The 26,782-nt window shown below is 43.6% G+C and carries 19 protein-coding genes; 7 read left to right on the top strand and 12 right to left on the bottom strand.

Annotated features, from left to right (window positions below; genetic code table 11):
* Positions 1–49 precede the first annotated feature (49 nt).
* Entirely contained in the window at positions 50–661 is a 612-nt protein-coding gene (locus ACED60_RS19115) for an OmpA family protein (RefSeq protein ID WP_032499350.1), read from the bottom strand.
* Positions 661–1,968 carry a TolC family outer membrane protein gene (locus ACED60_RS19110; protein ID WP_017096715.1) on the bottom strand — a complete coding sequence of 436 codons (1,308 nt, stop codon included), beginning with the start codon at positions 1,966–1,968 and terminating at the stop codon, positions 661–663. The genes ACED60_RS19115 and ACED60_RS19110 overlap by 1 nt, the downstream gene beginning before the upstream one ends.
* Positions 1,969–2,269: 301 nt before the next feature.
* Here ACED60_RS19110 and ACED60_RS19105 point away from each other — a divergent pair, with 301 nt between their 5' ends.
* The 4 genes from ACED60_RS19105 to fabV all read left to right on the top strand — a co-directional run bounded on the left by ACED60_RS19105 (position 2,270) and on the right by fabV (position 10,898).
* A complete protein-coding gene (locus tag ACED60_RS19105) occupies positions 2,270–6,079 on the top strand; it encodes a VCBS domain-containing protein (RefSeq protein ID WP_371728229.1) in 3,810 nt (1,269 codons plus the stop codon).
* A 439-nt stretch (positions 6,080–6,518) separates the two neighbouring features.
* A complete protein-coding gene (locus tag ACED60_RS19100; protein WP_009847073.1) occupies positions 6,519–7,148 on the top strand; it encodes a TetR/AcrR family transcriptional regulator in 630 nt (209 codons plus the stop codon).
* A 55-nt stretch (positions 7,149–7,203) separates the two neighbouring features.
* Positions 7,204–9,486 (top strand): acyl-CoA dehydrogenase, encoded by a 2,283-nt coding sequence (locus ACED60_RS19095; protein WP_004734682.1) that lies wholly within the window; start codon positions 7,204–7,206, stop codon positions 9,484–9,486.
* A gap of 209 nt (positions 9,487–9,695) precedes the next feature.
* Complete coding sequence (gene fabV / locus ACED60_RS19090; RefSeq protein WP_371728228.1) at positions 9,696–10,898, top strand: enoyl-ACP reductase FabV; 1,203 nt, start codon at positions 9,696–9,698, stop codon at positions 10,896–10,898.
* A gap of 230 nt (positions 10,899–11,128) precedes the next feature.
* Here the strand turns inward: fabV and ACED60_RS19085 are convergent, their stop codons facing one another.
* Together ACED60_RS19085 and ACED60_RS19080 are read right to left on the bottom strand one after the other, a co-directional pair.
* Positions 11,129–12,811 carry an aspartate:alanine antiporter gene (locus ACED60_RS19085; RefSeq protein WP_017077841.1) on the bottom strand — a complete coding sequence of 561 codons (1,683 nt, stop codon included), beginning with the start codon at positions 12,809–12,811 and terminating at the stop codon, positions 11,129–11,131.
* Between the two features lie 249 nt (positions 12,812–13,060).
* Positions 13,061–13,324 (bottom strand): GrxA family glutaredoxin, encoded by a 264-nt coding sequence (locus ACED60_RS19080; protein ID WP_009847069.1) that lies wholly within the window; start codon positions 13,322–13,324, stop codon positions 13,061–13,063.
* Between the two features lie 525 nt (positions 13,325–13,849).
* On the opposite strand from ACED60_RS19080, the gene ACED60_RS19075 reads away from it, so the two are divergent.
* Positions 13,850–15,142, top strand: a complete 1,293-nt coding sequence (locus ACED60_RS19075) for an iron-containing alcohol dehydrogenase (RefSeq protein WP_371728227.1) — start codon at positions 13,850–13,852, stop codon at positions 15,140–15,142.
* Between the two features lie 140 nt (positions 15,143–15,282).
* Here the strand turns inward: ACED60_RS19075 and ACED60_RS19070 are convergent, their stop codons facing one another.
* From ACED60_RS19070 to ACED60_RS19050, 5 genes are all read right to left on the bottom strand, one after another.
* Complete coding sequence (locus ACED60_RS19070; RefSeq protein WP_004734686.1) at positions 15,283–16,137, bottom strand: MurR/RpiR family transcriptional regulator; 855 nt, start codon at positions 16,135–16,137, stop codon at positions 15,283–15,285.
* 359 nt (positions 16,138–16,496) lie between these two features.
* The gene (gene panP / locus ACED60_RS19065; RefSeq protein ID WP_017096719.1) at positions 16,497–18,140 is read right to left on the bottom strand and encodes a pyridoxal-dependent aspartate 1-decarboxylase PanP; all 1,644 of its coding nucleotides are present in this window, start codon (positions 18,138–18,140) and stop codon (positions 16,497–16,499) included.
* A gap of 118 nt (positions 18,141–18,258) precedes the next feature.
* Complete coding sequence (locus tag ACED60_RS19060; protein WP_371728226.1) at positions 18,259–18,786, bottom strand: hypothetical protein; 528 nt, start codon at positions 18,784–18,786, stop codon at positions 18,259–18,261.
* 174 nt (positions 18,787–18,960) lie between these two features.
* Positions 18,961–19,866 carry a lysine exporter LysO family protein gene (locus ACED60_RS19055; RefSeq protein WP_135442712.1) on the bottom strand — a complete coding sequence of 302 codons (906 nt, stop codon included), beginning with the start codon at positions 19,864–19,866 and terminating at the stop codon, positions 18,961–18,963.
* 54 nt (positions 19,867–19,920) lie between these two features.
* Positions 19,921–20,841, bottom strand: coding sequence for an HDOD domain-containing protein (locus ACED60_RS19050; RefSeq protein ID WP_012604233.1), 921 nt, complete (start codon positions 20,839–20,841; stop codon positions 19,921–19,923).
* Between the two features lie 355 nt (positions 20,842–21,196).
* Here ACED60_RS19050 and ACED60_RS19045 point away from each other — a divergent pair, with 355 nt between their 5' ends.
* Complete coding sequence (locus ACED60_RS19045; RefSeq protein WP_009847061.1) at positions 21,197–21,778, top strand: TfoX/Sxy family DNA transformation protein; 582 nt, start codon at positions 21,197–21,199, stop codon at positions 21,776–21,778.
* Between the two features lie 126 nt (positions 21,779–21,904).
* On the opposite strand, the gene ACED60_RS19040 is transcribed toward ACED60_RS19045, so the two are convergent.
* The 3 genes from ACED60_RS19040 to ACED60_RS19030 form a co-directional block, all read right to left on the bottom strand.
* A complete protein-coding gene (locus ACED60_RS19040) occupies positions 21,905–22,459 on the bottom strand; it encodes a hypothetical protein (protein WP_009847060.1) in 555 nt (184 codons plus the stop codon).
* Positions 22,460–22,818: 359 nt separating this feature from the next.
* Complete coding sequence (locus ACED60_RS19035; protein ID WP_371728225.1) at positions 22,819–23,316, bottom strand: response regulator; 498 nt, start codon at positions 23,314–23,316, stop codon at positions 22,819–22,821.
* Complete coding sequence (locus ACED60_RS19030) at positions 23,309–25,252, bottom strand: ATP-binding protein (RefSeq protein ID WP_371728224.1); 1,944 nt, start codon at positions 25,250–25,252, stop codon at positions 23,309–23,311. Before ACED60_RS19030 ends, ACED60_RS19035 begins: the two co-directional genes overlap by 8 nt.
* A 183-nt stretch (positions 25,253–25,435) precedes the next feature.
* Between ACED60_RS19030 and ACED60_RS19025 the strand changes: the two genes are divergently transcribed.
* Positions 25,436–26,698, top strand: coding sequence for a DUF945 family protein (locus ACED60_RS19025; RefSeq protein WP_371728223.1), 1,263 nt, complete (start codon positions 25,436–25,438; stop codon positions 26,696–26,698).
* Positions 26,699–26,782 lie beyond the last annotated feature (84 nt).

Below are 26,782 nucleotides of genomic sequence, written 5' to 3'. Positions count from 1 at the left end.
TTGTAAGCGAATTTACCTTACATCTTGCGCTTTCAGTGATGATGTCACGTTACTTTTCTAGTGTGGTAAAAATGGTCCACTCTTCAACGATCTGCTCACTTAACCCAACTACGGTCGCGGTTACCTTACGATTCAGTGCGTGTGAAGTAGGATCGTCACCATCGTTTTCTAAGCGTTCTTCACCATAGCCAACAATTCTCACGCGCTCTGGTTCTATACCATTCGAAAGTAACTCATCTTGTACATTGTTTGCTCGTTTCTTTGACAAGTCTAAGTTGTATTCGTTGGAGCCCACTTTACTGGCGTAACCTTGGATTTCAATTGAAGCGCTTTTGTAGTTTTCAAGAAACTCTGCCATGGTGCTAATTTGGCTAGAAAATATTGGGTTTACTTCAAATGAGTCATGAGCAAAGAGTATTTTCAGCTGTCGTACTTCTTCTGCTCGAATTGTTTCACCACAGCCATCATTGTCGACTTGTGATGTTTCTGGTGTACCAGGGCAGGTATCTCGCGCGTTTACTACACCATCTTTATCATCGTCTTGTAGATCGGCAATTTGTTCAGCTTCGGGCGTCTCGATGTAGGTTTCTCGCTGCTGATTGGAGCAGGCAAATAAAGTCATCGTTAATACGGGAAGTAATAAGTAAGTTATTTTCATCATTAATACTCCACGGCCGTTGTCCACTCTTCCGGTATATCAACCAGCAGAGCATTCAATAAAGAACCTGTAGCGTTCATCACTCGGTATTTAGCGTACTGCTCCGAATAATGGGCATCCAGATAATCTTTGCGTGCTTCAAACAGTTCGTTCTCAGTATTGAGCAAGTCAAGCAGAGTACGTTTCCCTATTCGGTATTGTTTTTCATAGGCGATAACGGTTTCTGAAGCCGAATCAACATGGTCGGACAAAAAGTTTTTCTGTTGCAGTGTGAGATCTAAGGCGCTCCATGAGAGGCGAAGTCCTTCTTCGACTTGGCGATAAGCACGATCTCTAAGATCTTTCGCCTTATTGAGTTGGTAAGCAGAAGCTTCTGAATTGGCGCTGTCTGTACCACCATTGTACAAGTTATACCGCATTCTCAGCATTGCGAGCGTTTCTTGACTTGAACCTTCATCGCCTCCTGCATCATCACGCCATGACTGAGACGCTTCGATAGAGAATGTAGGATAGTTTACGCCTTTGGACTGTTTATATTGAAAATGTGCTGCGTCGACATCTGCCGCCGCTATTTTAATTACAGGGTGTTTATCTAAAGCGTCAACTAGGGCATCTGACAATGACAGTGGAATCCAAGATATGTCGGCCCTTGGGTAAATCAGACCTAGCGGTTCTTGTCCTACAACTCTTCTAAATTGGGTATGTGTGTCGATCAAATTATTCTGGGCGGCTAATAAGTTACCATGAGCTTTTGCAATCCTAGCTTCTACTTGCGAAACGTCTGCGGTAGAACCTATGCCTGAACTCGCTCGTTTTTTTATGTCTTTATAGATTTTCTTGTGTATCGCAAGGTTACTTTCTGACAGCGCCAGTACCTCAGTCGCTTTTACTGCGTCGAGATATATTTGTGTTACCTCCAGTGCTTTGTCTTCGGCATCGGCTATCAATTGCAAACGAACTGATTCGGCTTCTGCAGCGGTACGGTCAATATCGTTCAGAGTCGAAGAACCATCCCACAGCAATTGAGTGAGGGAAATCGTTGCTTCCTTTCTTGTTAGATCCGTGTCTGGACCGTTATTTGGTGCAGGGTTTATACCTTCATAACCAATACCGGCATCAAGGTCGATACTCGGCCTGTATGCCCCACCAGAGGCGTCATTACGCTTTTTCACGCTCACATATTCGTTAAAGATGCTTTTAATCTCTGGATTCGTTGCCAGGGTAATAGCCACAGACTGTTCCAGAGTTTGAGCGGCGAGTGGTGCTGCAGCAACTAAGCAACACATTATGGATAATTTAAACAATTTCAAAGTAGCTCTCCTTCTACTTTCAATGCCTCATCCGTTTCCCAACCTACGTTTACCGTTGAATTGAGTGAATGGTATTAAACGAAGCTTAGGACATTTGCAAAAAAATGCGAAGTTTGTTGGTTTTTTTTTGAATGTAAGTCGCTATTGCCATTGACTAATTTAAAAAGCATCGCATTTCCATGTCTTTAGTGAGTTGATTATCAATAATGCCACTACTAAATTTATTGTAGGAAATAGCCACAGCGCAGAGTGGGATTGGATCCGCGTTTGGTGTGTTCTGGGCAGAAGTGGGAATATGGATATGGGAAATATCAACCTAAGTATACTAGGTCTTGCGAACGGCGTTATAGTGCTCGACGCTCAAGGCCAAGTTAGACGTTTGCCTCCGGGCGAGCAACCAGCTACTAGCGACGTCATTGTCACTGTCGAAACAACTGAAGAGAGCGTGCCAAACGTTTCTGCACGGTTTGTCGATGACCAAGGTCAGCAAAACGTGATAGACACTGATGATGCGATCGCTCAAGTTCAACGTGCTATTGAAGAAGGGTTTGATCCAACAGAATTGGGTGAAGAGTTTGATGCCGCAGCAGGTGAGCAAGGCTCAAGTCTAACCAACAGCGGTAGGATTGAACGTACAGGGGCTGAAACTCTGGCTTCAACAAACTTTGAAACTGACGGACTTGAATCTCAAGGGCTGTCCGAAACTCAAAGTATTGCTCTTTTCGATATCATTGCTCTTGCGCTTGTTTCAGGTGAAACCAACGTTATTGAGTTTGAACAGGATGAGCCTATTGAAACCGGGGGCGCTTTAACCATTGACGATCCGGACGTTACCTTTATCGCCAAAGATGCGGAAGGCGAAAATGGGTTCGGGTCTTTTGTCGTTAATGAGGATGGCTCCTGGACATTCGTGGCCAACAGTCCATTTGATGAACTTGCTGATGGCGAGCAAATTCAAGATACGACGACAGTGCAAACCTCCGACGGTGGCGAACAAGTCATCACCGTCACCATCATTGGTACTGATGATGCGGCAGTCGCTACCGATGACTCGGGCAGTGTGACTGAGGACATTGATGTAGATGAGATCACCAATCAATTAGTGACGTCTGGTCAGATCGTAATTACAGATGTAGACAGCGACACTCCTACCTATTCAGCTGACGGTGAGTTTAACCTCGTAGGTTCAACAAACGAATCACAGCTAGGCGTATTGAGCATCGACCCTGATGGTGCTTGGACTTACGTAGTTAACAACGACGATGTTCAGTACTTGGATGACGATGAATTCGTTACTGAGGTTTATACCGTGACAGCCAGTGACGGTACCACTAGCGAAGTGACTATCACTATTAACGGTGCCGATGATCCATCTGACATAACCGTTGGTGAAGGTGATTCAGACACAGGAGAAGTGACTGAGGATGTGGATGTTGATCAAGAGAGCAACAACTTAGCGACGTCAGGGACGCTAACCATCACCGATGTCGACGATAACGACGTCGCTGCTTTCGAACCAAACGGTGTGTTTAACCCAGAAGGTTCGACCAATGATACCGCTCTGGGTTTTTTGACCATTACCGATGGTGGCGAATGGACTTACGTCGTCAACAACGATGATGTGCAATACCTTGACGACGATGAGTTTGTCACCGAGGTTTACACGGTTACTGCAATAGACGGAACCACGAGCGAAGTGACCATTACTATTAACGGTGCCGATGATCCGTCCGAGATTACCGTAGGAGAAGGTGACTCAGACATGGGTGAGGTGACGGAAGATGTCGATGTTGACCCGGAGAGTAACGACTTGATGGCGACGGGAACACTGACGATTACCGATGTTGATGCTAATGATGTCGCGGCTTTTCAACCTAACGGAACGTTTAATCCTGAAGGTTCGACCAATGATACTGCGTTGGGTATGTTGACCATTACCGACGATGGTGAATGGACTTATGTCGTAGACAACGACGATGTGCAGTATCTCGATGATGATGAGTTTGTCACCGAGGTTTACACTGTTACTGCGATTGACGGAACCACAAGTGAAGTGACCATCACCATTAACGGTGCTGATGATCCATCTGAGATTACGGTTGGGGAAGGTGACTCAGACATGGGTGAGGTGACGGAAGATGTCGATGTTGACCCGGAGAGTAACGACTTGATGGCGACGGGAACACTGACGATTACCGATGTTGATGCTAACGATGTCGCGGCTTTTCAACCTAACGGAACGTTTAATCCTGAAGGTTCGACCAATGATACTGCGTTGGGTATGTTGACCATTACCGACGAAGGTGAATGGACTTACGTCGTCGACAACGATGATGTGCAATATCTCGATGACGATGAATTTATCACCGAGGTTTACACGGTTACTGCGATTGACGGAACCACAAGTGAAGTGACAATCACTATTAATGGTGCTGATGATCCATCTGAGATTACGATTGGGGAAGGTGACTCTGACGTGGGAGAAGTGACAGAGGACGTCGATGTCAATGAAGATACCAACGAACTCTCGGTGTCTGGTACTTTAACGATTACTGACGTCGACACGAGTGACATGCCTGCATTTAAACCTAATGGCGTGTTTACCCCTGTTGGATCTACTTATGCACTTGCACTAGGAATGTTAACGATTACTCCTGAAGGGGCATGGAGTTATGTCGTTGATAACGATGCGGTTCAATACTTGAACGATGACGACACGGTTATTGAGCGATATGTCGTCACCGCCATCGATGGTATAGAGCATGTTATCGAGATAACAATCAATGGTGTCAATGACGCACCTGAAGCGACCAGCTTTACGGTCGTTAATGATGAGGACGCGATTATACCTATCCTCTTCGATTCTGAAGATGGCGGCATGCCAGATTACATCTCAGATATAGAAGATGATCATGACGACATTCCACTTAATATTCGGATAGAAAGTTTGCCAACCAACGGCAGCCTTTTGTATACCGACGAAAATGGCGTCACGAGAGAAATTGTGCAGTCTGACGTCGACAACGGTGTGTTGTTTGTCCCAAACAATATCAGCTTCATTGCCGGGCCTGGAGAAATGTTTGAAATGGGCTTCAGTGGTGACCCTGACGATATGCCAGAGCTCGTTGATGGTTTCTATAATTGGGGCGTCGCGGTGTCACCAACCGAAAGACTTATTACCCTAGATAACGGCAATACGATTACGGTTACGATTGAAGACAACAATAATAAGCCTTTGAAACAGTATCAAGGTGAACACTCTCATGTCGGTTTTGGTATTGGTGATACCGATGGTAGAGGTATGAACAAACAGGAGACCTTAGTCCTCGATTTTACGAATAATCCATTAGGGGTTGTTGATTTTGGTCTAGATGGTTTGGGTGGTTCATTTAACACCAATAGTAATGTTTATGTTGAAGTACTCTATACCTTTGCTGATGGTACAACGCATACAGAGCAGTATCAGAAAGACCCCGGAGACACCGGAAATAGCCAACTTCTATATGATTTTAGTTATTCATCACCAGATAATCCGATCGTTGGAATGGAGTTGTCATCGACAGGGGGCAGTTGGGAGTTACGCTATGTCCAAGGTAACGAGGCGGTAACTGAAGACCCGCAGTTTAATTATGTCGCGGTCGACTCTAATGGCGCAGAAAGCACTGTAGAGACGGTCACCATAGATATCGAAGAACCGCAGCAATATAACGTTATTAGTGCAGCGAGTAATGAACCTTTGTATGCCGAGCCAGGCAACGATCTGCTGATTGGAGATAGCGGAGACAACATCTTCACTTGGCTAGACTCTACGCTCGACAATGGGACCGATATCATTAAAGACTTTGAGCTTTATACGGAGGGCGCCGGTGATCTGATTGACCTCAATGATCTACTTGAAGACCCACAAGATGAAACTCAAATGGCCGAGCTGCTTGGCATGATTGAAGTGTCTGTTGATGGAGACGATATCGCACTATCGATTCCAATCAATGGCGGCAGTGATACTCAAACCATAGTGGTTGAAGGTATTGCAACGGAAATGGGAGCTTCGGTTGATCTCGGCAATGATCTTTCGGTGCTAGCCGAGTTAATCAAAAATGATGCTGCCTAGTAGGATCGTGAAATGCTTTGAACTTTAATGTAATGAAAGCCTTCGGTTTCGAGGGCTTTTTTGTGTCTACTATTAACCTAAAAAAAACACCGTGATCTTAGACAAAAAAAAGCCCAAACCAACGTGGTTTGGGCGGATACAAGTATAGGAGTTAATAAGGAAAATGCAGTAATTAAGAAAACAGTGAGAAACAAGTTTGACGGCCTGTTAAACATCTAAATACTCTGTTTTCTACTTAATTTATGACCCTCGATTACCATTTCAGTTCCCCAAAAATTCATTAATTTTCTCTTTTTAATTAAACGCGTCTCTATTCAATCGCTTAGAACGTAACGCTTATAACTGGTACGACCAATTTGTGAAAGTGTGATGTTGCTTGCTTGTTAAATAAATGTTCTAAGCGTATATTTCAAACAGTTGTTTAATACGAGTGATTGAAATGGCACCAAGAAGTACAACCAAAGACAAAATCTTAGATGTGGCTGAAGGCTTATTTGCTGAGCACGGTTTTAATGACACCTCTTTACGCACGATTACGAGTAAAGCCAATGTCAATCTTGCTTCAGTGAACTACCACTTTGGCGATAAGAAGACTCTGGTTCGTGCGGTACTCAATCGTTACTTAGAAGCATTTATGCCAGCATTGCAAGATGCACTAGTGAACTTAAATTTGAACGAAACGTATTCTATGAGTGACGTGTTTGAGTCTTTAAGACAGCCACTAAGGGCACTCAATGATGTAAGGCCAAATGGTACGAGCCGATTTATGTTACTCATCGGTCGAGGCTATACAGATGTGCAAGGTCATTTGCGTTGGTTCATTACTACTCGTTATAGCGAAGTACTGACTTTGTTTACCAACTCAGTAATGAAAGCTAACCCCAACCTCACTCAAGAACAGTTATTTTGGCGATTGCACTTCACCCTAGGGACTTGTGTATTCACCATGGCATCTAGCCAGGCTCTAATAGAAATTGCAGAGAATGACTATGACAGAAAGATAGATGCTAAGGCAGTGGTCGATATTCTTATTCCATATCTGGCCGCTGGCATGTCAGCAAAAGAATAAAACAATAAAAAGCAAAATATTCACAAACAATATAGTGAACAAAAGGATCTGAACTATGAGCTCTCTAAGACAAAAATGGGTAAGTGACCCAGCTTTTAAACTCTTTAAAAAAGTACTACCACCCCTATCTAGCACCGAGAAAGAAGCGATGGAAGCGGGTAGCGTGTGGTGGGACGGAGAGCTGTTTTCTGGTAAACCAGATTTCACTAAGCTACACCAATATCCAAAACCACAGCTGACAGCAGAAGAGCAATCGTTCATGGACAATGAACTTGAAACTCTACTCGCTATGCTTGATGACCACAAAATTGTGAAAGAAGACCGAGACCTTCCTGAGGAAGTTTGGAACTTTTTACGCAAAGAGCGTTTCTTCTCGCTAATTATCGCGAAAGGGTACGGGGGTCGTGAATTTTCTGCGCACGCAAACTCCACCATAGTAACCAAGATTGCTACGCGTAGTATCAGTACTGCGGTTTCGGTAATGGTTCCAAACTCTCTTGGTCCTGGTGAGCTGCTGTCTCACTACGGTACTCAAGATCAAAAAGATTACTGGCTACCTCGTCTTGCTGACGGTACAGACATCCCTTGTTTCGCACTAACAGGCCCTGAAGCAGGTTCTGATGCGGGTGGTATCCCTGATGTCGGCACTGTGTGTATGGGCATGCACGAAGGTAAAGAGACGCTAGGCATCAAGCTTAACTGGAACAAGCGTTACATTACGCTAGCACCAGTGGCAACGGTACTTGGTTTGGCTTTCAAACTGCACGATCCAGAAAAACTACTGGGTGACAAAGAAGACATCGGTATCACTTGTGCGCTTATCCCGGCAGACCACGAAGGTGTTGTGATTGGTGAGCGTCATGATCCACTTGGTCTTGCGTTTATGAATGGTCCAACACGCGGTCACGATGTATTTATTCCTATGGAATGGCTAATCGGTGGCGCAGATTACGCAGGTAAAGGCTGGCGTATGCTGGTGGAATGTCTGTCTGCAGGTCGTGGTATCTCATTACCCGCACTTGGTACGGCGATGGGCCACCTAACAGCGAAAACGACCGGCGCATACGCTTATGTTCGTAAGCAGTTCGGTATGTCGATTGGTAAATTTGAAGGTGTTGCAGAGAGCTTAGGCCGTATTGGTGGTCTAACGTATCTATTAGAAGCGACTCGTACACTGACAACCACTTCACTTGATATGAAAGAGAAGCCGGGTATCGTAACGGCTATCGCGAAGTATCACATGACAGAGATGGCTCGTACTATTCTGAATGACTCAATGGATATCCATTCAGGTCGTGCAATTCAAGATGGCCCAATGAACTACTTGGCTGCGCCGTACCTAGGTATTCCAGTTGCTATCACAGTAGAAGGTGCGAACATTCTAACTCGTAACCTAATGATCTTCGGTCAAGGTGCGACACGTTGTCACCCATACGTATTGAGCGAAATGGAAGCGGCAGCGAACCCAGACGAGAAGCAAGGTGCAAAAGACTTTGATAGCTTGTTGTTCAAGCACATCTCACACGCAACTAAAAACACGTTTGGCGCATTTGGTGCAGCACTGACTGGCTCTAAGTTCATTAAAGCCGACATGAGCGGCCCAACTAAGCCTTACTACCAAGATTTGACTCGTTTGAGCCGTGCGCTTGCAGTGAGTGCGGATTTCGCAATGCTGACACTAGGTGGCGAGCTGAAACGTAAAGAGCTTATCTCTGCACGTTTGGGTGATGGTCTAAGTTACCTATACATGGCGTCTGCTGCACTTAAAAAGTATGAAGACGAAGGTCGTCAACAAGCTGACCTAGACTACGTACACTACGCGGTTCAACACTGTTTCCACAATGCGGCTAAGTCGTTACAAGAAGCGTACCGTAACTTCCCGAACAAGATGGTTGGAAAAGTACTTAAAGGTCTAGTTTTCCCTGTAGGTAACCACTTCGAAAAACCGAGTGATAACCTAACAGTTCAACTAGCAGAAAGCTTGATGACTCCGGGCGCACACCGTGAACGTCTGACTCACCTTTGCTACATCGGCAAGGAAGAGGATGATAGTGTTGGCCTTATGGAGAACGCGTTCAATGCGATGTACAGCATCAAGCCTCTAGAGCGTAAGATCTTCAAAGCAGTGAAAGAGGGCAAAGTGGCTCGTAAAGGGTTGCTGGCAGACAAATTGGCTCAAGCACTTGCTGCCGATGTTCTGACACAAGAAGAAGTCGACCAAATTGTTGCTGCTGATAAACTGCGTTACACAGCGATTCAAGTTGACCACTTCAGTCATGACTTTAGTGAAACTTTGACGCGAAAAGAGTTAAAACCTAAGCTAAATAGCGTTGCTTAGATAACGAAATGATAAAAGGCACCTAATAAGGTGCCTTTTTTGTTTTTGTTGTAGAAGTCGCAATAGAAGCGTTAACAAATGGTGACTTAGTCGGCAAATATCAGTTGAGTGCTCCAACCACTTGCATTTTCACCACATTTTTACAGAAATTAGATGCCATTTGCGCACGAAACTCTTATCCTTAACCTGATTTTTTAAGGAAGTTGAATATGATCATCAAACCTCGAATTCGCGGATTCATCTGTACTACAACACATCCAGTCGGTTGTGAAGCTAATGTAAAAGAACAAATTGCTTACACAAAAGCTCAAGGCCCAATCGCAAATGCACCTAAACGTGTACTCGTTGTTGGCTCTTCAAGTGGCTACGGCTTGTCTTCACGTATTGCGGCTGCATTTGGTGGCGGCGCTTCAACTATCGGTGTTTTCTTCGAGAAAGCCGGTACTGAGAAAAAGCCGGGCACAGCTGGTTTTTACAACTCAGCAGCGTTCGATAAGCTAGCTAAAGAAGAAGGCCTGTATTCAAAAAGCCTTAACGGCGATGCTTTCTCTAACGAAGCTAAACAGAAAACAATTGACCTGATCAAAGAAGATCTAGGTCAAATCGATATGGTTGTGTACTCACTGGCATCTCCAGTGCGTAAAATGCCAGAGACTGGCGAAGTGATTCGTTCATCTCTTAAACCTATCGGTGAGACTTACACATCTACAGCGGTAGATACAAACAAAGATGCGATCATTGAAGCAAGCGTTGAGCCTGCTACTGAAGAAGAGATCAAAGACACTGTTACTGTAATGGGCGGTGAAGATTGGGAACTTTGGATCAACGCACTTTCTGAAGCGGGTGTTCTAGCTGACGGTTGTAAGACTGTTGCTTACAGCTACATCGGTACTGAGCTAACGTGGCCAATCTACTGGGATGGCGCGCTAGGTAAAGCTAAGATGGATCTAGATCGTGCAGCATCAGCGCTTAACGAGAAACTAGGCCAAACTGGTGGTACTGCGAACGTTGCTGTTCTTAAGTCAGTTGTGACTCAAGCAAGCTCTGCTATTCCTGTTATGCCTCTTTACATCGCTATGGTGTTCAAGAAGATGCGTGAAGAAGGCATTCACGAAGGTTGTATGGAACAGATCTTCCGTATGTTCAGCCAACGTTTATACAAAGCAGATGGCAGTGCAGCAGAAGTTGATGAAGTGAACCGTCTACGTCTAGACGACCTAGAACTTCGTGATGACATTCAAGAGCATTGTCGTAACCTATGGCCTCAAATCACAACTGAAAACTTAAAAGAACTGACTGACTACGTTGAGTACAAAGAAGAGTTCTTGAAGCTGTTCGGTTTTGGTGTTGAAGGCGTTGATTACGAAGCTGACGTTGATACTGCTGTTGAATTTGATGTAGCTGACATCTAATTCAAACAATCGAATCAAAACGAAATAGGCGCTCACTGAGCGCCTATTTTTTTTTGCTAAAAACCAGATATGAAAGATATCAGCAGATACGAATAGCAGGATGCAAAAGCTCTAAGAGCAGACTTGGGATGCGTTAAAAGCTGAGAAGAAGTAATAAAAAATGCACTAATCCAAAGATGAATTAGTGCATTCGAAATATCTAAGCTTGGCTGCTTTTAAAGTAGCAGACGCTAGCTAATTATGATGATGAAAGTACCTGCTAAGGTCATCAATATATTGGCAATCGCGTACGTACCCGCGTAACCCAGAGCAGGGATAGTTGAGCGAGCGTGGTCATTTACGATGTCCATCGCCGGAGCACAGGTTCGCGCGCCAATGATGGCACCAAATAGTAGAGCTCGGTTCATCTTCAATACGTAAGCACCCACCAAGTAAGCGAAGAATACCGGCAGAACACTCACTACTAGAGCAATACCGATGACCTGAGGGCCTACTTGCGTTAAGTGTTCAAACATCTTACCACCGGCGCTCAAGCCTATACCGACCATGAAGAACATCAAACCCAAGTCTTTGACCATGTTCAATGCTCCCTGAGGCACATAACCGAAAGTAGGGTGGTTCGCTCTTAAGAAGCCAAGCATGATGCCCGACAGAAGTAGGCCAACCGCATTACCTAAGCCAAATGAAACCTGACCGAATGTCATGGTGATCAAACCAAACAAAATGCCCAGAATGAAGAAGCTACAGAAGGCCATCAAATCCGCCATTTGGCTGTGGATCGAGATGAAACCAATTTTCTCAGCTAGACCGTGAACGCGACTCTTTTCACCACTGACCTGCAGTACATCACCTTTAGAAAGCACGATGTTTAAGTCCATCGGCATTTCAATTTGAGCACGTACTACGCGGTTAAGGAAACAGCCGTATTCAGATAGGTTCAAGTCGGATAGGCGTTTACCTGCGATGCTGTCACTTTTAACGACAATCTCTTCTTCCACGATACGCAGATCGAGAAGGTTACGGTCGAAAACCTCTTTACCATTACGGAAGCTTGGGTCGAGACGCGCGTGGCTATCAGGGAAACCTACCAATGCGATCTCATCACCTTCTTGCAGGATCGCATCACCATCTGGGTGGGCAAGAATACCATTACGGCGAATACGTTCGATGTAACAGCCCGTTTGGCGATAAATACCCAGTTCACGAAGGTTCTTACCGTCTGTCCAAGATATAAGCTCTTGTCCTACGCGGTAAGCTCGTATGATTGGAAGGTAAACCTTACGTTGCCCTGAAGCACCTAAGCCACGCTCTTGGGCGATTTGCTCAGCTGAGTCGTGTAAGTTAACTTTCTGAAGCTTTGGAATAAGGCGAGCAAACATAATCATACTGATTAAGCCAACTAAGTAAGCCATCGCATAACCAACGGAGAGGTTTTCGATGATCAGGCCTATATCCATGTTTCTTGGTAATTCTGCAAGCCCGGAGTTCAGAGCATCTTGAGCACCTACTAATATAGGCGTTGCTGTTAAGGCTCCCGCCATCATGCCTGCGGATAAACCAAAGCCTAGCCCGAGGTAGTGGCTACTGAAATACGTTAAAGCAATTGCGGTAGAGAGAACCACAAGGCTCAGAATGAGATAATGCTTACCGTCTCTGAAGAAGATACCGAAGAAGTTTGGTCCTGCTTCAATACCAACACAGTAGATGAAAAGCATGAAGCCAATCGTGAGCGCATCAGCGTTAAACGAAAAACCAAGATGTCCCATGATAAGGGAAGTAATCAGAACACCGATTGAATTGCCGAGTTGGAGGCTACCGAAACGAATTTTACCAATGGCTAATCCAATCGATAAAACAACAAAGATGAGGAGAATGGGGTTTTGTTCTAACAGAAAAACAACGTCGATATTCACAGTGGTCGCTCAATAATTGGCGTGAAACACAGGGTAAGTTTGAGAGGTGAATTGTATCTAAATATAAATAAAATATAAGCGATATTTTGCTATTTTACTTTATTTTGACTTTATTATTATTCCGTACGAAAACTGGTCATAAAAAAGCCCGCTACAGTGAGCGGGCTTGATATAAATCGTACAGTCTAACGCTTAAATTAGTCAGCTGTTTAAGGTCGTAGCCTCGATTCTCGTATGAGAAATCCTAGCTTAGTCGAAAAGACCTAGGTTTTCTTTTGCGTATGCTTCAAATTCTGTGCAGCCGCCAATGTGATCTTGGTCGATGAAGATTTGTGGAACTGTGTCTACAGGTTTACCAACAGTCTTCTCTAGGTCAGCTTTGCTGATGCCTTCAGCGTGGATGTCAACGTAACGGTAGTTGAAGTCATCGCGTTTAGCTTTAAGAGTTTCAGCATGCTCTTTTGCGCGAACACAGAATGGACAAGCAGGGCGACCAAAAATAACTACAAACATTTAATTTCTCCTAAATACGGGATGAGGCTCGTTAACTCATTTATGTTAACTATTCTTTTATGAATGCCACTCAAAATTTCTTAAAACCAACTATGCCTCAATGGCATGGGGAAATAAAGATGGAATTGCCTCTTAATACGATAGGTTTTGCCTATCAGCGCAAATATTAATCATAAAAGGCTAGAGTCTTGTTTACTGGCCACTGTCATCGTGAATTTCCCTCAATATTAGTGTGTGAATTACCCCTAAGATTGCAACTTTAGTCGATATTTAGTGCGACAAGTTGCACCTTGTCAAAAAAATCAAACGCAGAACGAGGCATCCTTTATCTAGGTATGGAACCATATTCTGTAAGCAGCCTGACGTTATGATGTTTTAGTGCATTCGTATTTGGGGGGCCGAGATTGTGTTGTAAATACGAAAATCAAATTTCAAATGTAAAATCCAAGAGACCAATTTCCAGAAATCAATTTTCTAAAAACCAAGAGTTCGCAGTTTTGTTCGGTCATAGGCGCAGGAGGCACCATGTTTCAATTTATGACATCTACAAAGATCATCTTTGGTGATGGAGCACTCTCCGCTTCATTGTCTCTCTTTAATCAATACGGTTACAGCGTGCTATTGGTGACTGGCAATACATTAGAGCGCACTTCAATAGTTACTGACTATCTCGATGCACAGAGTATGCGCTATCAACACATTGCCGTTTCCGGTGAACCTAATATCAAAATGGTTGAGGAGGCTGCTATTTCCGCACGTCGATTTAAGCCAGATATGGTTGTCGCTATGGGGGGCGGTAGTGCCATCGATATGGGCAAGGCGTTGGCTGCGGTTTTACCTAATCAAGGTAATTTGTATGACTATGTTGAAGTCGTTGGGCGTAATGTCCCTCTTAAAACCAAACCGCTTCCGTTCATTGCGATTCCAACCACAGCGAGTACAGGTGCAGAAGTCACTAAAAACGCGGTGCTGAAATCAGGGCAAGACCAAGTGAAAATCAGCCTTAGAAACCCAGACATGCTGGCTGACGTTGCGATTGTTGACCCAACCCTAACTCATGGTACGAATCTGTATTTGTCGGGGCGAGGTGCTATGGACGCATTTACCCATCTAATGGAAGCCTATGTGTGCGGTGAACCGAACCCACTGACTGATATGATCTGCGAAGAAGGCTTACGTAAGCTGAGTGGTTCTGTCATTCAGGCGTGTATCTACGATGAACCTCAAGCGCGTTCTGATCTCGCGTTTTCCTCTATGTTAGGGGGAATAGCGATAACTAACGCCAAACTTGGCGCTGCGCATGGTTTGGCTTCTGCGCTAGGTGGCAAAATCTCGGCTCCTCATAGTGTGATAACTGCACGTTTAGCACCATTTGTGATGTTAGAGAATATAGCTGCTGCGAAGGAGCAGCAGAGATGTGACATCCTAGCGCGTTATCAGCGAATTTCTCAGATAGTGACAGGTAACGTAGAAGCAACTGAGGAAGAGGCAATTTCTTGGTTGTCTGAAGTGTTGGATACGCTCAAGCTTCCAAGCTTACTGGAATTTGGTGTCTGTGAAGCCCAATTTGATGAGGTGTCAGCCGACGCGCTCAAATCAGTGGCGATTAAAGGGAACCCTTTACCGCTGAACCAAGAACGGCTCGTACGTATTCTGAAGAAGGTTTGCGAGAAGTGCGGTTGTGTAGAAGGGCATCATGAGGGAGCTTTAATGAATCAAATTGAGCAAGAGCCTACCGCCGAGTCGAGCTTTACCATTATCAATTCTTATGCGTCTGAGAACAGCGTGGTTGAGAAGGGCAATAGCTGGACTATCTAACAGTCTTCAATCTGCTCTCGGCATAACCAGACACACTATAATTAATCACAGCACAAACCCATTTAAACAGACAAATAAAAACGGAGCGCTAGGCTCCGTTTTTCAATTGAATATAATTCTTAAGCTTACATCTTAACAGATTAGAACTGAGAGTACTTTTCGTAACGTGAATCACGAAGTGACTCTTTTACTCGTTTCAGGTTCTCTCGGAAGCCAGAACCACGACGAAGCGTAAAGCCTGTTGCTAACACATCGATAACCGTCATCTGAACAACACGACTTGCCATTGGCATGTAAACGTCAGTGTCTTCCGGTACATCCAATGAGATAGACAGAGAACTCGCTTTATCTAGCGGAGAGTCTTTTGCTGTGATAGCGATAACTGTCGCGCCGTTTTCACGAGCTAAGTTCGCAATCTCTACTTGGCTTTTAGTGCGGCCAGTGTGAGAGATCAGAACAATAACATCGTTATCACTGCAGTTAATGCAGCTCATGCGTTGCATCACGATGTCTTCGAAACAAGTGATTGGGATATTGAAACGAATGAATTTGTTTTGAGCATCTTTGGCTACAGCAGAAGAGGCACCCAGTCCGAAGAACGAAATGCGTTTTGCTTGAGTCAGTAAGTCAACCGCTCGGTTTACTTGCATCGCGTCTAAACTGTTTTTAGCAACATCTAGACAAGCCATAGTTGATTCAAAAATCTTATGCGTGTAAGCATCTGGGCCGTCATCTTCTTCAACATTACGGTTCACGTAAGGTGTACCGTTCGCCAAGCTTTGAGCTAGGTGAAGTTTAAAGTCAGGGAAGCCCTTTGTGTCTAAACGACGACAGAAGCGGTTAACTGTAGGCTCACTCACGTCAGCCATTTTCGCTAAGGTAGCAATGCTAGAATGAATTGCAGTTTGAGGGGAAGCCATGATTACTTCGGCTACCTTACGCTCAGACTTGCTGAAGTTTTCCAGGTTTTTTTGTATTTTTTCTAATGTATTCATAGTGTTCACAAGGGTATAGAGAACAACTTGCTAGTTAATATCTTTTACCAGGGGGTATGGCTGAAACAAATATAAGAAAATACAAAACCAAACTTATATTCGGTATTGTAAATTCTACTGCATCAAAGAGATATCAAGCTAACTAGCACCATAGAGTCAGTATAAACCCAACATACTATTCACTAATACAAAAACACGGCATCAATGCTTAAGAATATGACAAACCTCAACAAAATTTTAGAAAACTACAGAATTGGAAGAGGGTTTGAGCAAAAAGAATGCAAATTGAGTATGAACTGACAGCTAAGTTACATCAAAAAGAAAGAAATTTTCAATTTGATGCAACTAAAATTGAATGGCTAGGCGTTGATTAGCTTAACCAATTTGGTGATTTTACTCATCAAGTTGGGTGCTAGTTTAGAGATTTCACGCTGTTCTTCAAGCACTGAAGAGAGAATATCGTTGCCCGTCAGTGGGTTTGCTAATACTACACGGAAAACGATGATTGGCTGATGCGCCCATATTTCGGGGTTTAAGCGGGTGCGCGATACGAAAGACTTGCCCGTTTCACGTTGCTTCTTCTGAATAAACTTGGTCAGTTCATTCAGTAGCTCATTCAGTTCAACACGCTCTGGTGCTTTAGCCTTGAGTAGTGCTGCTTTGACTGATTCAGGCACATAGCGATAGGTCAGTAGGCAAAGCTCAGGCTCTGAAACCAGTTCGAAGTCGTTTTGACTTTTAATCAGGTCAGCAAAGTAGCGCGCTTTATTGATGCTCTGGTCGATTAGCAGTTCATACCCAGGGCGACTGATGATGTGCATTGAGGCGTAGACTAACATTGCCATACCTGAACGAGAGCCTTCTAACGTATGGCTACCTAAGTCTTTTGAGCCTTTGCGAAGGATGTATTGAGCGTGATGTTCGATTGCGGTCATCGCATCTGGCTTCTTAAACAAAACCATGCCAGCACCCATAGGGATATAAAGCTGTTTATGTGCATCAATCGTAACTGAATCAGCCAATTCAATACCATCAAGTAGGTGACGATGGTTGTTCGACATTAGAGTCGCACCGCCCCAAGCGGCATCAACATGGAAATGACAATCGGATTCAGCACACACTTCTGCAATGTCTCTTAGAGGGTCGATATTACCGGTTTCGGTTGTACCAGCCACACCAATGACAGCGAAAGGCTTTATCTTATTCTGCTTGAGCTGTTCAATCTTGAGTCTTAGGTCGTCCGTACAAATGCGGTTGTCGTTATCTGTTTTAACAGACACTAGACCTTCTTGACCAATACCAAGGACATCCGCTGCTTTTTTCAGAGAGTAGTGACCACGTTCAGAAACCAAGATAGCAAGGCCTTCGTAGCCGTAGTGCTTCATGGCTTTAAACAAGCCTTCTTTTTCCACACCTTTGAACGAACCTTGTGCTTTTAGCGCGTTGTTACGTGCAACCCAAAGCGCTGTTATGTTCGCGATGGTACCGCCAGAACAAAACGCTCCTAAAGAGTGGTTGGCACTGTGCATCCAGCGAGAATAAAACTGGTCGCTATCCTGATATATCAGGCGATGTAACATACCCAGAACTTGACGTTCTAGGGGAGTGAAAGCTTTTGAGGTCTCGATTTTTACTAGATTCTGATTTAGCGCAATCATGATTTTAGACAGCGGCATCAGGAAATAGGGTAGCGCAGACGTCATGTGACCAATAAAACTTGGCGACGACGTATGTACAGAATGAGATACAAGAGAATCGAGGAGATGCTCGGTATGTTCTGAAACAAACTCAGGCTGCTCTGGGATATGAGCATTCGAAAAATCTTTCTCAATCTCACGTAATGGCTTTTCTTCAGCCACAATGTGTTCACGTAAGAATTGATTCAGGTTTCGTGAAAGTTTGTCTTCGATTTGAGTGAGTGTTGAGTCTGGGCCTTCTGGTACTGTAAAGATACGTAGAAGACTGTCAAAGCTAACATCTGCTGTTTTTTGTTCCGTAACCATAGCAAGCGAGTTATTTTTCTTATATTGACGCGAGCGGGATAATCTAAACGAAAACGGGAACAATGTCCCGTCTTAATTATGAAATCCAACTTCCCATAAAAGCATAGTAAATTAAGGGTTATTTACACTTGATCGCTTCTAGTTTGGTGATCGACTGGTTGTAACGCTGCAGTGCTGTATCGATTTGCTTAGGGTGACTAAGCAGCTCAGCAAAGGCGGAACGTAGCTCGTAGTTTTGAGCGTGAGGTGTTGACTGGCGGTCGTCGAACGTTGTTTTCGCAATTCTACCAAGTTCATCATCACGTGTTGATAACGTCTTAATGTCGTGTTGTTCCAGTTGCAGCCAGCCTTCTACCGGTTGCTCTGTTGCCACTTTGCTTGAATCGTTCACAAGGTAGTAGTTTACCGCAGCGCGATTAAGCTCGAAGTGGTGCTTACGACCTTCTAGGAACCACTCGCTTACTTCTGTCAATTCTGGGTATTGCTCAGAAGTTAATGTAGCGAGGTCAGCATACCAACCTAAAGAGGCGTCGATGTACGCATTATATTTTTTTGCTTGGCACTGATTTGTCTCAGACATTGAATCTGCTGAAAAAGAGAAAGTCGAAGTTGAAGCTAGCAGTAATGCGACGCAAAGGCGTTTCATAGCGGTTCCTTTTGTAAGTTTATTCTTTTTATAACGTTGTCGTTACAGATTACCGTGATCATTATTTGTTGAGCAATGACACTTAGTGTCTTTTTATTTCGGTAACTGTATCGGTGTCTTGGGCATCGGTATTCGAGTTGCATTCTAATCTAAAACAAACGCTATTCCTGCGATCTAGTTAGCAAGAGATACAAAGAACAACATCAAAATCGGGACAAGCAAGCTGAGGATAAAGCCACTGACTATGGCGACTGGCACGCACCGAACGCCACCTGTGGTTTGAATGACAGGTAATGTGAAATCCATCGCTGTTGCGCCTGCATAACCAATCGATGTGCATGGGTAGCTCCGGATCAGCACAGGAATAAGTACCAAAGCAACTAACTCTCTTAACAACTCAAGCATGAAAGAAGCGCCGCCATAAATAGGACCAAAGGCATCGCCCATCAAGATACCGGCTAAAGAATACCAGCCAAACCCTGAAGACATTGCCAAGGCTTTGAACAAAGGGATATCAAGGATATAAGCCGCAATAATACCACCAAGCATTGAGGTGGCGATGATTGCGATTGCGATTACCATACCGTGCTTGTTGAGTAAGATTTGACGAAGTGTTAGTCCGCTATTGCGTAACTGAATGCCAATAAAGAACAGTAGAACAAACAGAATCCATTCACTCGCGGTATCAACCCAATCAAGGCCAATAGGCAGAACTAAACCCGCAATAAGGCCGGAACCGACCACTAATATGAGTTTGGCAGACTCCATCGCCATAGAAGACAGGGGGAGTTTCTTATTACAGCTGTCTGTCTGGAGTGGCAGTAACTTATCAATAGCAGGTAGCGCCATTAGGTTACAAACGCTTAAGCAGACAAAGAAAGTGGCCGTGTATAGAAGAATTGTCTGCAGGTTACTGCCTAGGTTATCGAGTGCGGCTAAGCTTAGTCCCATCAACGCGAGAATCACGTAGATCAACCGCGAAGTAGAGCGGTTGATAAATTCTAGCCTCTGAGTGTTCGAAATTGAAAAAAGATACCCCACGACGAGTGGCGAAAATATAAAGATCATCCCTGTAAACATGCTTTCCTCATTGCATTCACTTCATATTGCATTTACTAGCAATTTAACAGTAACTTAGAAGCCGCTAGTATTGATCACGTCACTTAGCTTTGCATTAAAATCCTGTTTGCTCAAGTTGCTTAATTTATAAAGTACTTCCGCTCCTGTCACGTTTAGTTCTACTTCGTGCTCATCAATGTTCTCATCCTTGTTTCTAAACATCAGTAGGTGGTTAGCTATTCGCGCAATATCAAGGTAAGACACCTCGCGCTCTTCGTGATTATTAATGGTGTTGCTGCACACATCGATAAAGTCGCTGTCGAAACCCCAGCGTCTAAGAACCAACTTACTGGTTGCTGAACATTGGCCTTGGAATATTTGCAGTGCGATGTCGTGATCTAAATAGTTCCCGTTGTCTAGGTAGAGGTGATATTCACTAACCAAACAGAACAAGCCAATGTCTGCAAGTAACCCAACAAGTAGTGATTTTTCATGTTCTAGATAACGGTATTCAGTAGGGGATAGTTCTTTAAATAGGTTAGTGACTAACACCATAGTTGCGGCGAGTTCTTTTGATACAGAAGCGCTCTGAACCAATAGCTCGTTGCACTCTTTATTCAAATTGACGGAATGTTTAAGTTGTTCAATAGCCTGGGCCGTGACAATGTCACGCACTCTCAATATACCAAGACGCGATACGGCCGTCATAACATCGACACAAGTAATATTGCGTCTGTTGAAGACAACTGAGTTAGCAACTCTGATCACGATTGCTGTCAGCCCTGGGTCTTCAAGTAAGCACTCGGCAACTTCGGCGACGCCTGTTGGTTCAAGAGTACAAAGCTTTTGAATTTTAAGTACAACCTCAGGAATCGGAGGAAGAGTTATTTTTCCCGCTGAGATGGAATGTCCAACAAGTTGGGCAAACTCGGATTCTAGGCCCTTAAGGAGAAGAGCTTTATTTTGTGGTAGCCAGAAAAATGATAAATGATTCATATTAAGAGTAAGAACATGTATGTCGTACCATTTTACAAGCCGCGATGCTGCGAGGCAATACTCATCGAACCACATAAGCTTTGATAACTTGAACGGGGGTATCATTAAGAATTAAATTCTTGGCGTGATTTGATAGTTTAATGTGATGTAAATCATTAAAAGCAAGGATATTCAACTGATTGATGTGAGCTGCGCCCTGACTTATTTTTCTTTTCGAAGTATCATTTATTTCAAAGGTGACAAACGAAACCATAATATTCACCTAAACATTAAATAGATTTAAAATTTTTCGCATAAAAAGCTGCTTGTCTGGCGATCAACCTAATCGGGGTAATTTGATTAAGGATCAACGGATATGACCGAGACAGCATTTATTAATTACGTGAATCAATTTGGTGAACATCAAAAGCGCTCTATGTTTGGAGGTATTGGCCTCTTTCAAAATGACGCTATGTTCGCTTTGTTGAGTGAAGATTGTGTATTCATTCGAGGTGGGAAGTTATTAGATAAAAAGCTGACGGGGCTTGATTGTGAAAAGTATCGTCACGTAAAAAAGCAGACGACAGCGACCGTGAATTACTACGACATCACGGATCTCTTTACGTCTGAGCATCCTGAATTGGATAGTATTATTCGTACTTCAATCGATAATTCAATTCAGCAGCGTAGCTTCAAAAAATCATCTGCTAGCCGTAGATTAAGGGACTTGCCTAACATGCAACTGACGTTAGAACGCATGGTTAAAAAGGCTGGAGTAGATGATGTTTCAATGTTTATGCAGTTGGGTGCATCTGAAGTGTTTAATAAGGTTCGCGAAGCGTACGGAAACGATGTTGACCTAAAATTACTTTGGAAGTTTGCGGGTGCAATTGATGGTATTCACTGGAAACTATTACAAGAGCCACGCAAGCAGCAATTATTAAAGAGCTGCCACTAAAGATATCGCCTGTATATGCATAAGATTACTTTTTATATATAAAAACCGAGGGATTTCCTCGGTTTTTTTGTTTCTATCTAGCCCGTTTTAAAGGCTAAGCCCTTATTAAGAGCTTTCTCGTTTTACTTAAAGCTTGAAACGAGTCGTGAACATTAACTGATCACCGTAGAAATCATTGATACGAACTTCTGCACCTAGAGAGAATAGTTCTGTAGAGTGGAAACGCACGTAAGCAGAACCGATCCAATCATCTTTATCATCGATAGAAACGTAACCGCCTTTGCCGCCAACTTCTAGTTGTGGGCCAAGCCATTGACGAACACCAACGTTGAATTCCATACCAACATCAGGAGAGCTTTTCGCTGCTGGTTGAACTATACGAGCTAGCATTTCACCCGTTAGATCTGCCCAGTTGTTAATTGGAGCGTGGAAACCAAGACCTACAGCAGAGTCGTAATCGCCTTCAAATTCTGAATCGATACGCGCTACTGCGTGAGCATTCGGGTGGATTGACTTACTGAACGCACCACCAAATGTAATTGGGCTCGCACCGATACGAGCGTCAAAGTAATCGTAGCTAAAGTTGCTCATTACTTGTGCTTGTTCATTTGGTTGTCCATCGACAGCTAGTGCTTGGCTAGAAGCCAATAGCATAGCGGTAGTAAGTAAAATTTTGCGCATAACGACCGTAAACCTTTATTAGTGTTGATCCCTTTGGTTTGATAAAAAATAGCCAAACCATAAACATTGAGACAGTTTAATCTAACTCGCGGAAAAATAACCCATAAAAATGCAATTCATTTGTCATTTAGCTAAAAAACAAGCAAGTAAAGTACTGCTCTGTTACAGAGATCTCATGTTTTAGGGTTATTTAACAAAATCTAGTATCCATTCACTTGTTATCGATAACTATTAGATACACTTAATTTACTCGCTGTTATACAAAATACACTTAGTGTCAAAGATGCATCGCGACTAACTAATCGCTATTCATCATCTAATCACTATTCAGCAAACAACCTCTATTTACCAACCTATCGCTATTCACTGAGCCTAGTTCGCTTGTCTGACATTGATGTCAGTATTCGCTCAGTATCTAAAATGGAAGTCCAGTTTAACAACTGCTTGTCGTTTGCAATGACATAGTCTGTCAGTTGTTGAGTAATCGTGTCTCTAAGTTGATCGCCTTGCCAAGGTTTTGAAATATAAAAATCAAGCGCCGCGTTGTTAATTGCTGTGACGGTATCTTCTAGCCCAGCTTGCCCGGTGAGCAGCAGCTTGCGTGTTGGCTTTGTAGAGTCGTGCTGGTTAAGTTCGATAAGAAAATCGATACCCGTTTTGTCAGGCATGATGTGGTCACACAAGATTAAGGCGAGTTTAATACCTTCCTGTCCCATTTCTTTAATCACTTGCTTAGCTTCATCGACCGATTCGGCTCCTTCAACAATAAAATTGTCTTCAAATGGTGCTAAATCTTGAAGGACACTGTTGAGAACCTCTGGCTCATCATCGACACATAAAATTAGGTACTTATTCATGAGGTGCTCCTTCTTGTTTGAATGGAAGCCACACTTGCATGTGTGTATGGCTGCCTACCTCAGACTCCACCAAAATAAAACCTTGATGAGCCGAAACGATTTGTTGAGAAATGGATAACCCAATCCCTAAACCGAAGTTGCCTTCTTTTTTTGTCGTGAAGTTTGGGTTGAAAATAGTGTTGATGTCTTCTTTGGCGATACCGTGTCCAGTGTCCGATATTTGCACCACAAGAAACGTGTCGTCACCTTTAGTTTTTTGAAACGTGGTGATAGAGACTTTACCTCGCTCTGAAAGAGCATCAAGTGCATTAGAGAGAAGGTTGGTCCACACTTGTTGCAGTGAGAGCGACTGGCACAATAGAGGCGGCAAGTCGGTGTCGTAATGCTTCTCTAGTTGGTGGTGTTTGAGCCTGTTTTCAAAGATCACTAAGGTATCTTCAAGTCCTTCGTGAACATCCGCGTAGTGGCGAACCTCTTCATCTTCTCGGGCATAGCTTTTTAGGCTTTTGACCATATCGGCAATACGTTTGCTGCAAACTTGAATTGAGCGGATAGAGTTTCCAACATAGTGATAATGCTCTAAGTCATTAAGTAGCTCTTTGCCTGCGACTGGGGAGCCTTTTAAGGTATCTAGAACCGCAGAGTCTTGGCTCAGGTTCAGTCTTACGGCTTTTTTAGCTAGCGCGCGGTCATCGATAGTAGAGGTGAGGTGTTTTACAAGTTGTCTTTCTTGAGCTGTTGATAGTGGCTTCGCCATTTTTGACTGTGCTAATACATCCGTCCCTTTATTGGATTCTGGGAGTGCCGAGTTCTCGAGTATTTGATCGAGATGTTCAGACAAGGTTTCAATGCTTCGCAAGATCGCTGCAATCGGGTTGTTCAACTCATGTGCAACACCCGCCACGAGTTGGCCGAGCATCGCCATCTTCTCTTTCTCTATCAATTGTTGATGTGCAGATTCCAACGATTCTAGCGTTTGCTGAAGCTGGATCTTATTGTTGATGCTTCTTTGTAATCGTCGGTTAAAGTGACGGAGTAGTAGATTGGTAAACAGCGGCAGCAGAGTGTTGTTTGAATGCATCACCTGAGCAAAGCTATCTTTATCCAGTTTGATGACTTGGGTCTGAGTCAGAGTAATCGCAGTAGAAAACGAAGGCTCACCCGTCACGAATGACATCCCTCCGACAATATTGCCCTTAGAGTGACGCACAACTTCGCGTTGCTGCCCCAGTTCATCTTTTTTATAGAGCGCCGCTTCACCTTCAATAATTAACCAAAGAAAGCGATTATCTTCGCCCTCAACCGTCAGCAGATGCTCTGGTGAATAATCACGAATGGCCTTGGTTTTATCATCTTTTGAAAAGACATCCTGCAGAGCACTGACGACACGCTCAGCAAGGGCATTGTCAGAAAGCTGGTGGTAATCGTGAATGAAACCCGATTGGAAAGAGTGAATCTTTTGTTCAATGTGCGCTCTGAGTAAGCGCTGTTGATCCAATGCATCGCTGTAAGAGAGCAGGTTTTCTGAGTCGTATTGGATGACAAAAGACGTTAGCTCTTTTTGCGCTGATTTGAATAGAACCTGATCTTGAACCGGCTTGGTTAGACAGTGGTTGAGCCTGCCTTCATTTACAGCGGTTAGAATGGATTGAATGTCTGACGAAGCGCTGACTAATATCGTTCTTGCGGTATTACTATGGGGCAGCTGTTCGAGTTCAATCAGAAATTGCACGCCATTAAATTCAGAATGATGATGAGTGATCACCAAGGCTACGGTTTGGTTGTGATCATGAATATCTTCTAATGCGTGATGCGCGTCTTCTATGTTCTCGGCAGTATAAATATCGAATACAGAAGCCAACGGAGCCAACTCCGAACGTATTCTTTCAATGCTAACCGGATTATTGTCCAAACAGATAACAGCGTATTGATTCACAGCTCAACCTTAATAGTAGCGACGTCTCTAGCCTAGCAAGAACCGCCGAATAAGGATGAGAGCTAGCCGTTAATTTATTGAGGCAATCGAAGTATTGAGCAATAGACTGATTTAACTCAATGTTTCTTGTTTGCTACTGATGGGTTAGACTGAAAAAAACAGACTAGTGTAGAAAGAGAACTCATGGAACAGTTAAGAAAAATTGGTGCAATTGGTGGAGCAATCTCATTGGCACTTTGTTGGCCGCTAGCGGTTGGACAAATTGGACAAAATGCCATTACCGATGGTGTTGCAAAGCTTAACAATTCAAGCATTCAAGCGGAGATCGTGGAGTACGATAGAGGTTACCTGTCTTCTAACGTAACTACTCGCCTAACTGTGACCGATGAAAACCTGAAAGAGCAACTTGCGATTGATGGGCTGCCGAGTGAGTTTGTCATCAATAGTGCGGTTAGCCATGGTTTGGTGAGCCTAAATGCACTGTCGACGTTTGAGAATACCGATATTCTGCCTTTAACTCTGACGACTAGCACTGAGCTAAACGGCAACACTGACTTTAACTTCGAGTTAAGCCAGTTCAATCATCAAGGTTCTGATGAGAATGGTACTTCGGTATCAATCACGAAATCGAATCTGTCTGGCCATGCCACTGTTTTAGGGCAAGTTGATTACGAGCTTTCAATCCCTTCAGTTCAAATTGATTTTGAAACCGGTGAAGAGGTAACACTGTCAAACCTAAAAGGTGTAGGTTCAGGTCAACAAGCGAAAGGCTACTGGTTAGGTTCTCAGAATTTTACTATCGATAGCTTCTTGGTTACAGACTCTGCAATGCAGCCTTTCATGACCATTGAAAACTCTAAGTACGATTTTGAATCACATCTAGATGAAGCGACTAAGCGTCTGCGCAGCAACCTTAAGCTGGATATCGCAAACATCGAGACCAGTGAAGGCCAGTTGAACAACCTAAACGTCGATTTCGAAATGTCGAAATTGGATAGCGAATCGTTTGAGAAAATCTTTGAGATTTACCAATCTAATCCAGTAATGACGCAAGAAGACGTTGCCGAGATCATTCCATTTATCGATATCCTGTTTGCTAAAGGCTTCGACCTTTCAATGAACAATATGTCGTTAGATCTAGGTAAGGGTCAATTCGAATCTAAGTGGTTAGTGAGCGTACCGGAAGGAACCGAAAACATCAGCAGTAATCCTTCGATGATTGTACCTGCATTAAAGGGTAACGTTCACTCTAGCTTCTCAAATGAGCTTGTTGAAGAGTACCCATTCATCCGTGAAGGTATTGATGAATTGCTTGTGATGGAAATGATCAAGGAAACAGAAAGTGGTTATGAAATCAGCGCTGACTTAGAAAATGGAAACCTAGTGTTCGAAAATGGACAAGAAATTCCATTAATCGCTCTACTTATGCCGGTTTTTGTTCAATAAACAGAACAGGCTTGAATACTGATAGGGTGATTTAGCAGGTTCAGCTTAAACATTTTATACGGTACAAAACAAAAGAGGTCTTAA

The sequence above is a fragment of the Vibrio sp. 1F279 genome (assembly GCF_041439815.1).
GTDB classification, from domain to species: domain Bacteria; phylum Pseudomonadota; class Gammaproteobacteria; order Enterobacterales; family Vibrionaceae; genus Vibrio; species Vibrio tasmaniensis_A.
The sequence above is the reverse complement of the archived record's forward strand: the minus strand, read 5'-3'. Positions and strand labels throughout refer to the sequence as shown.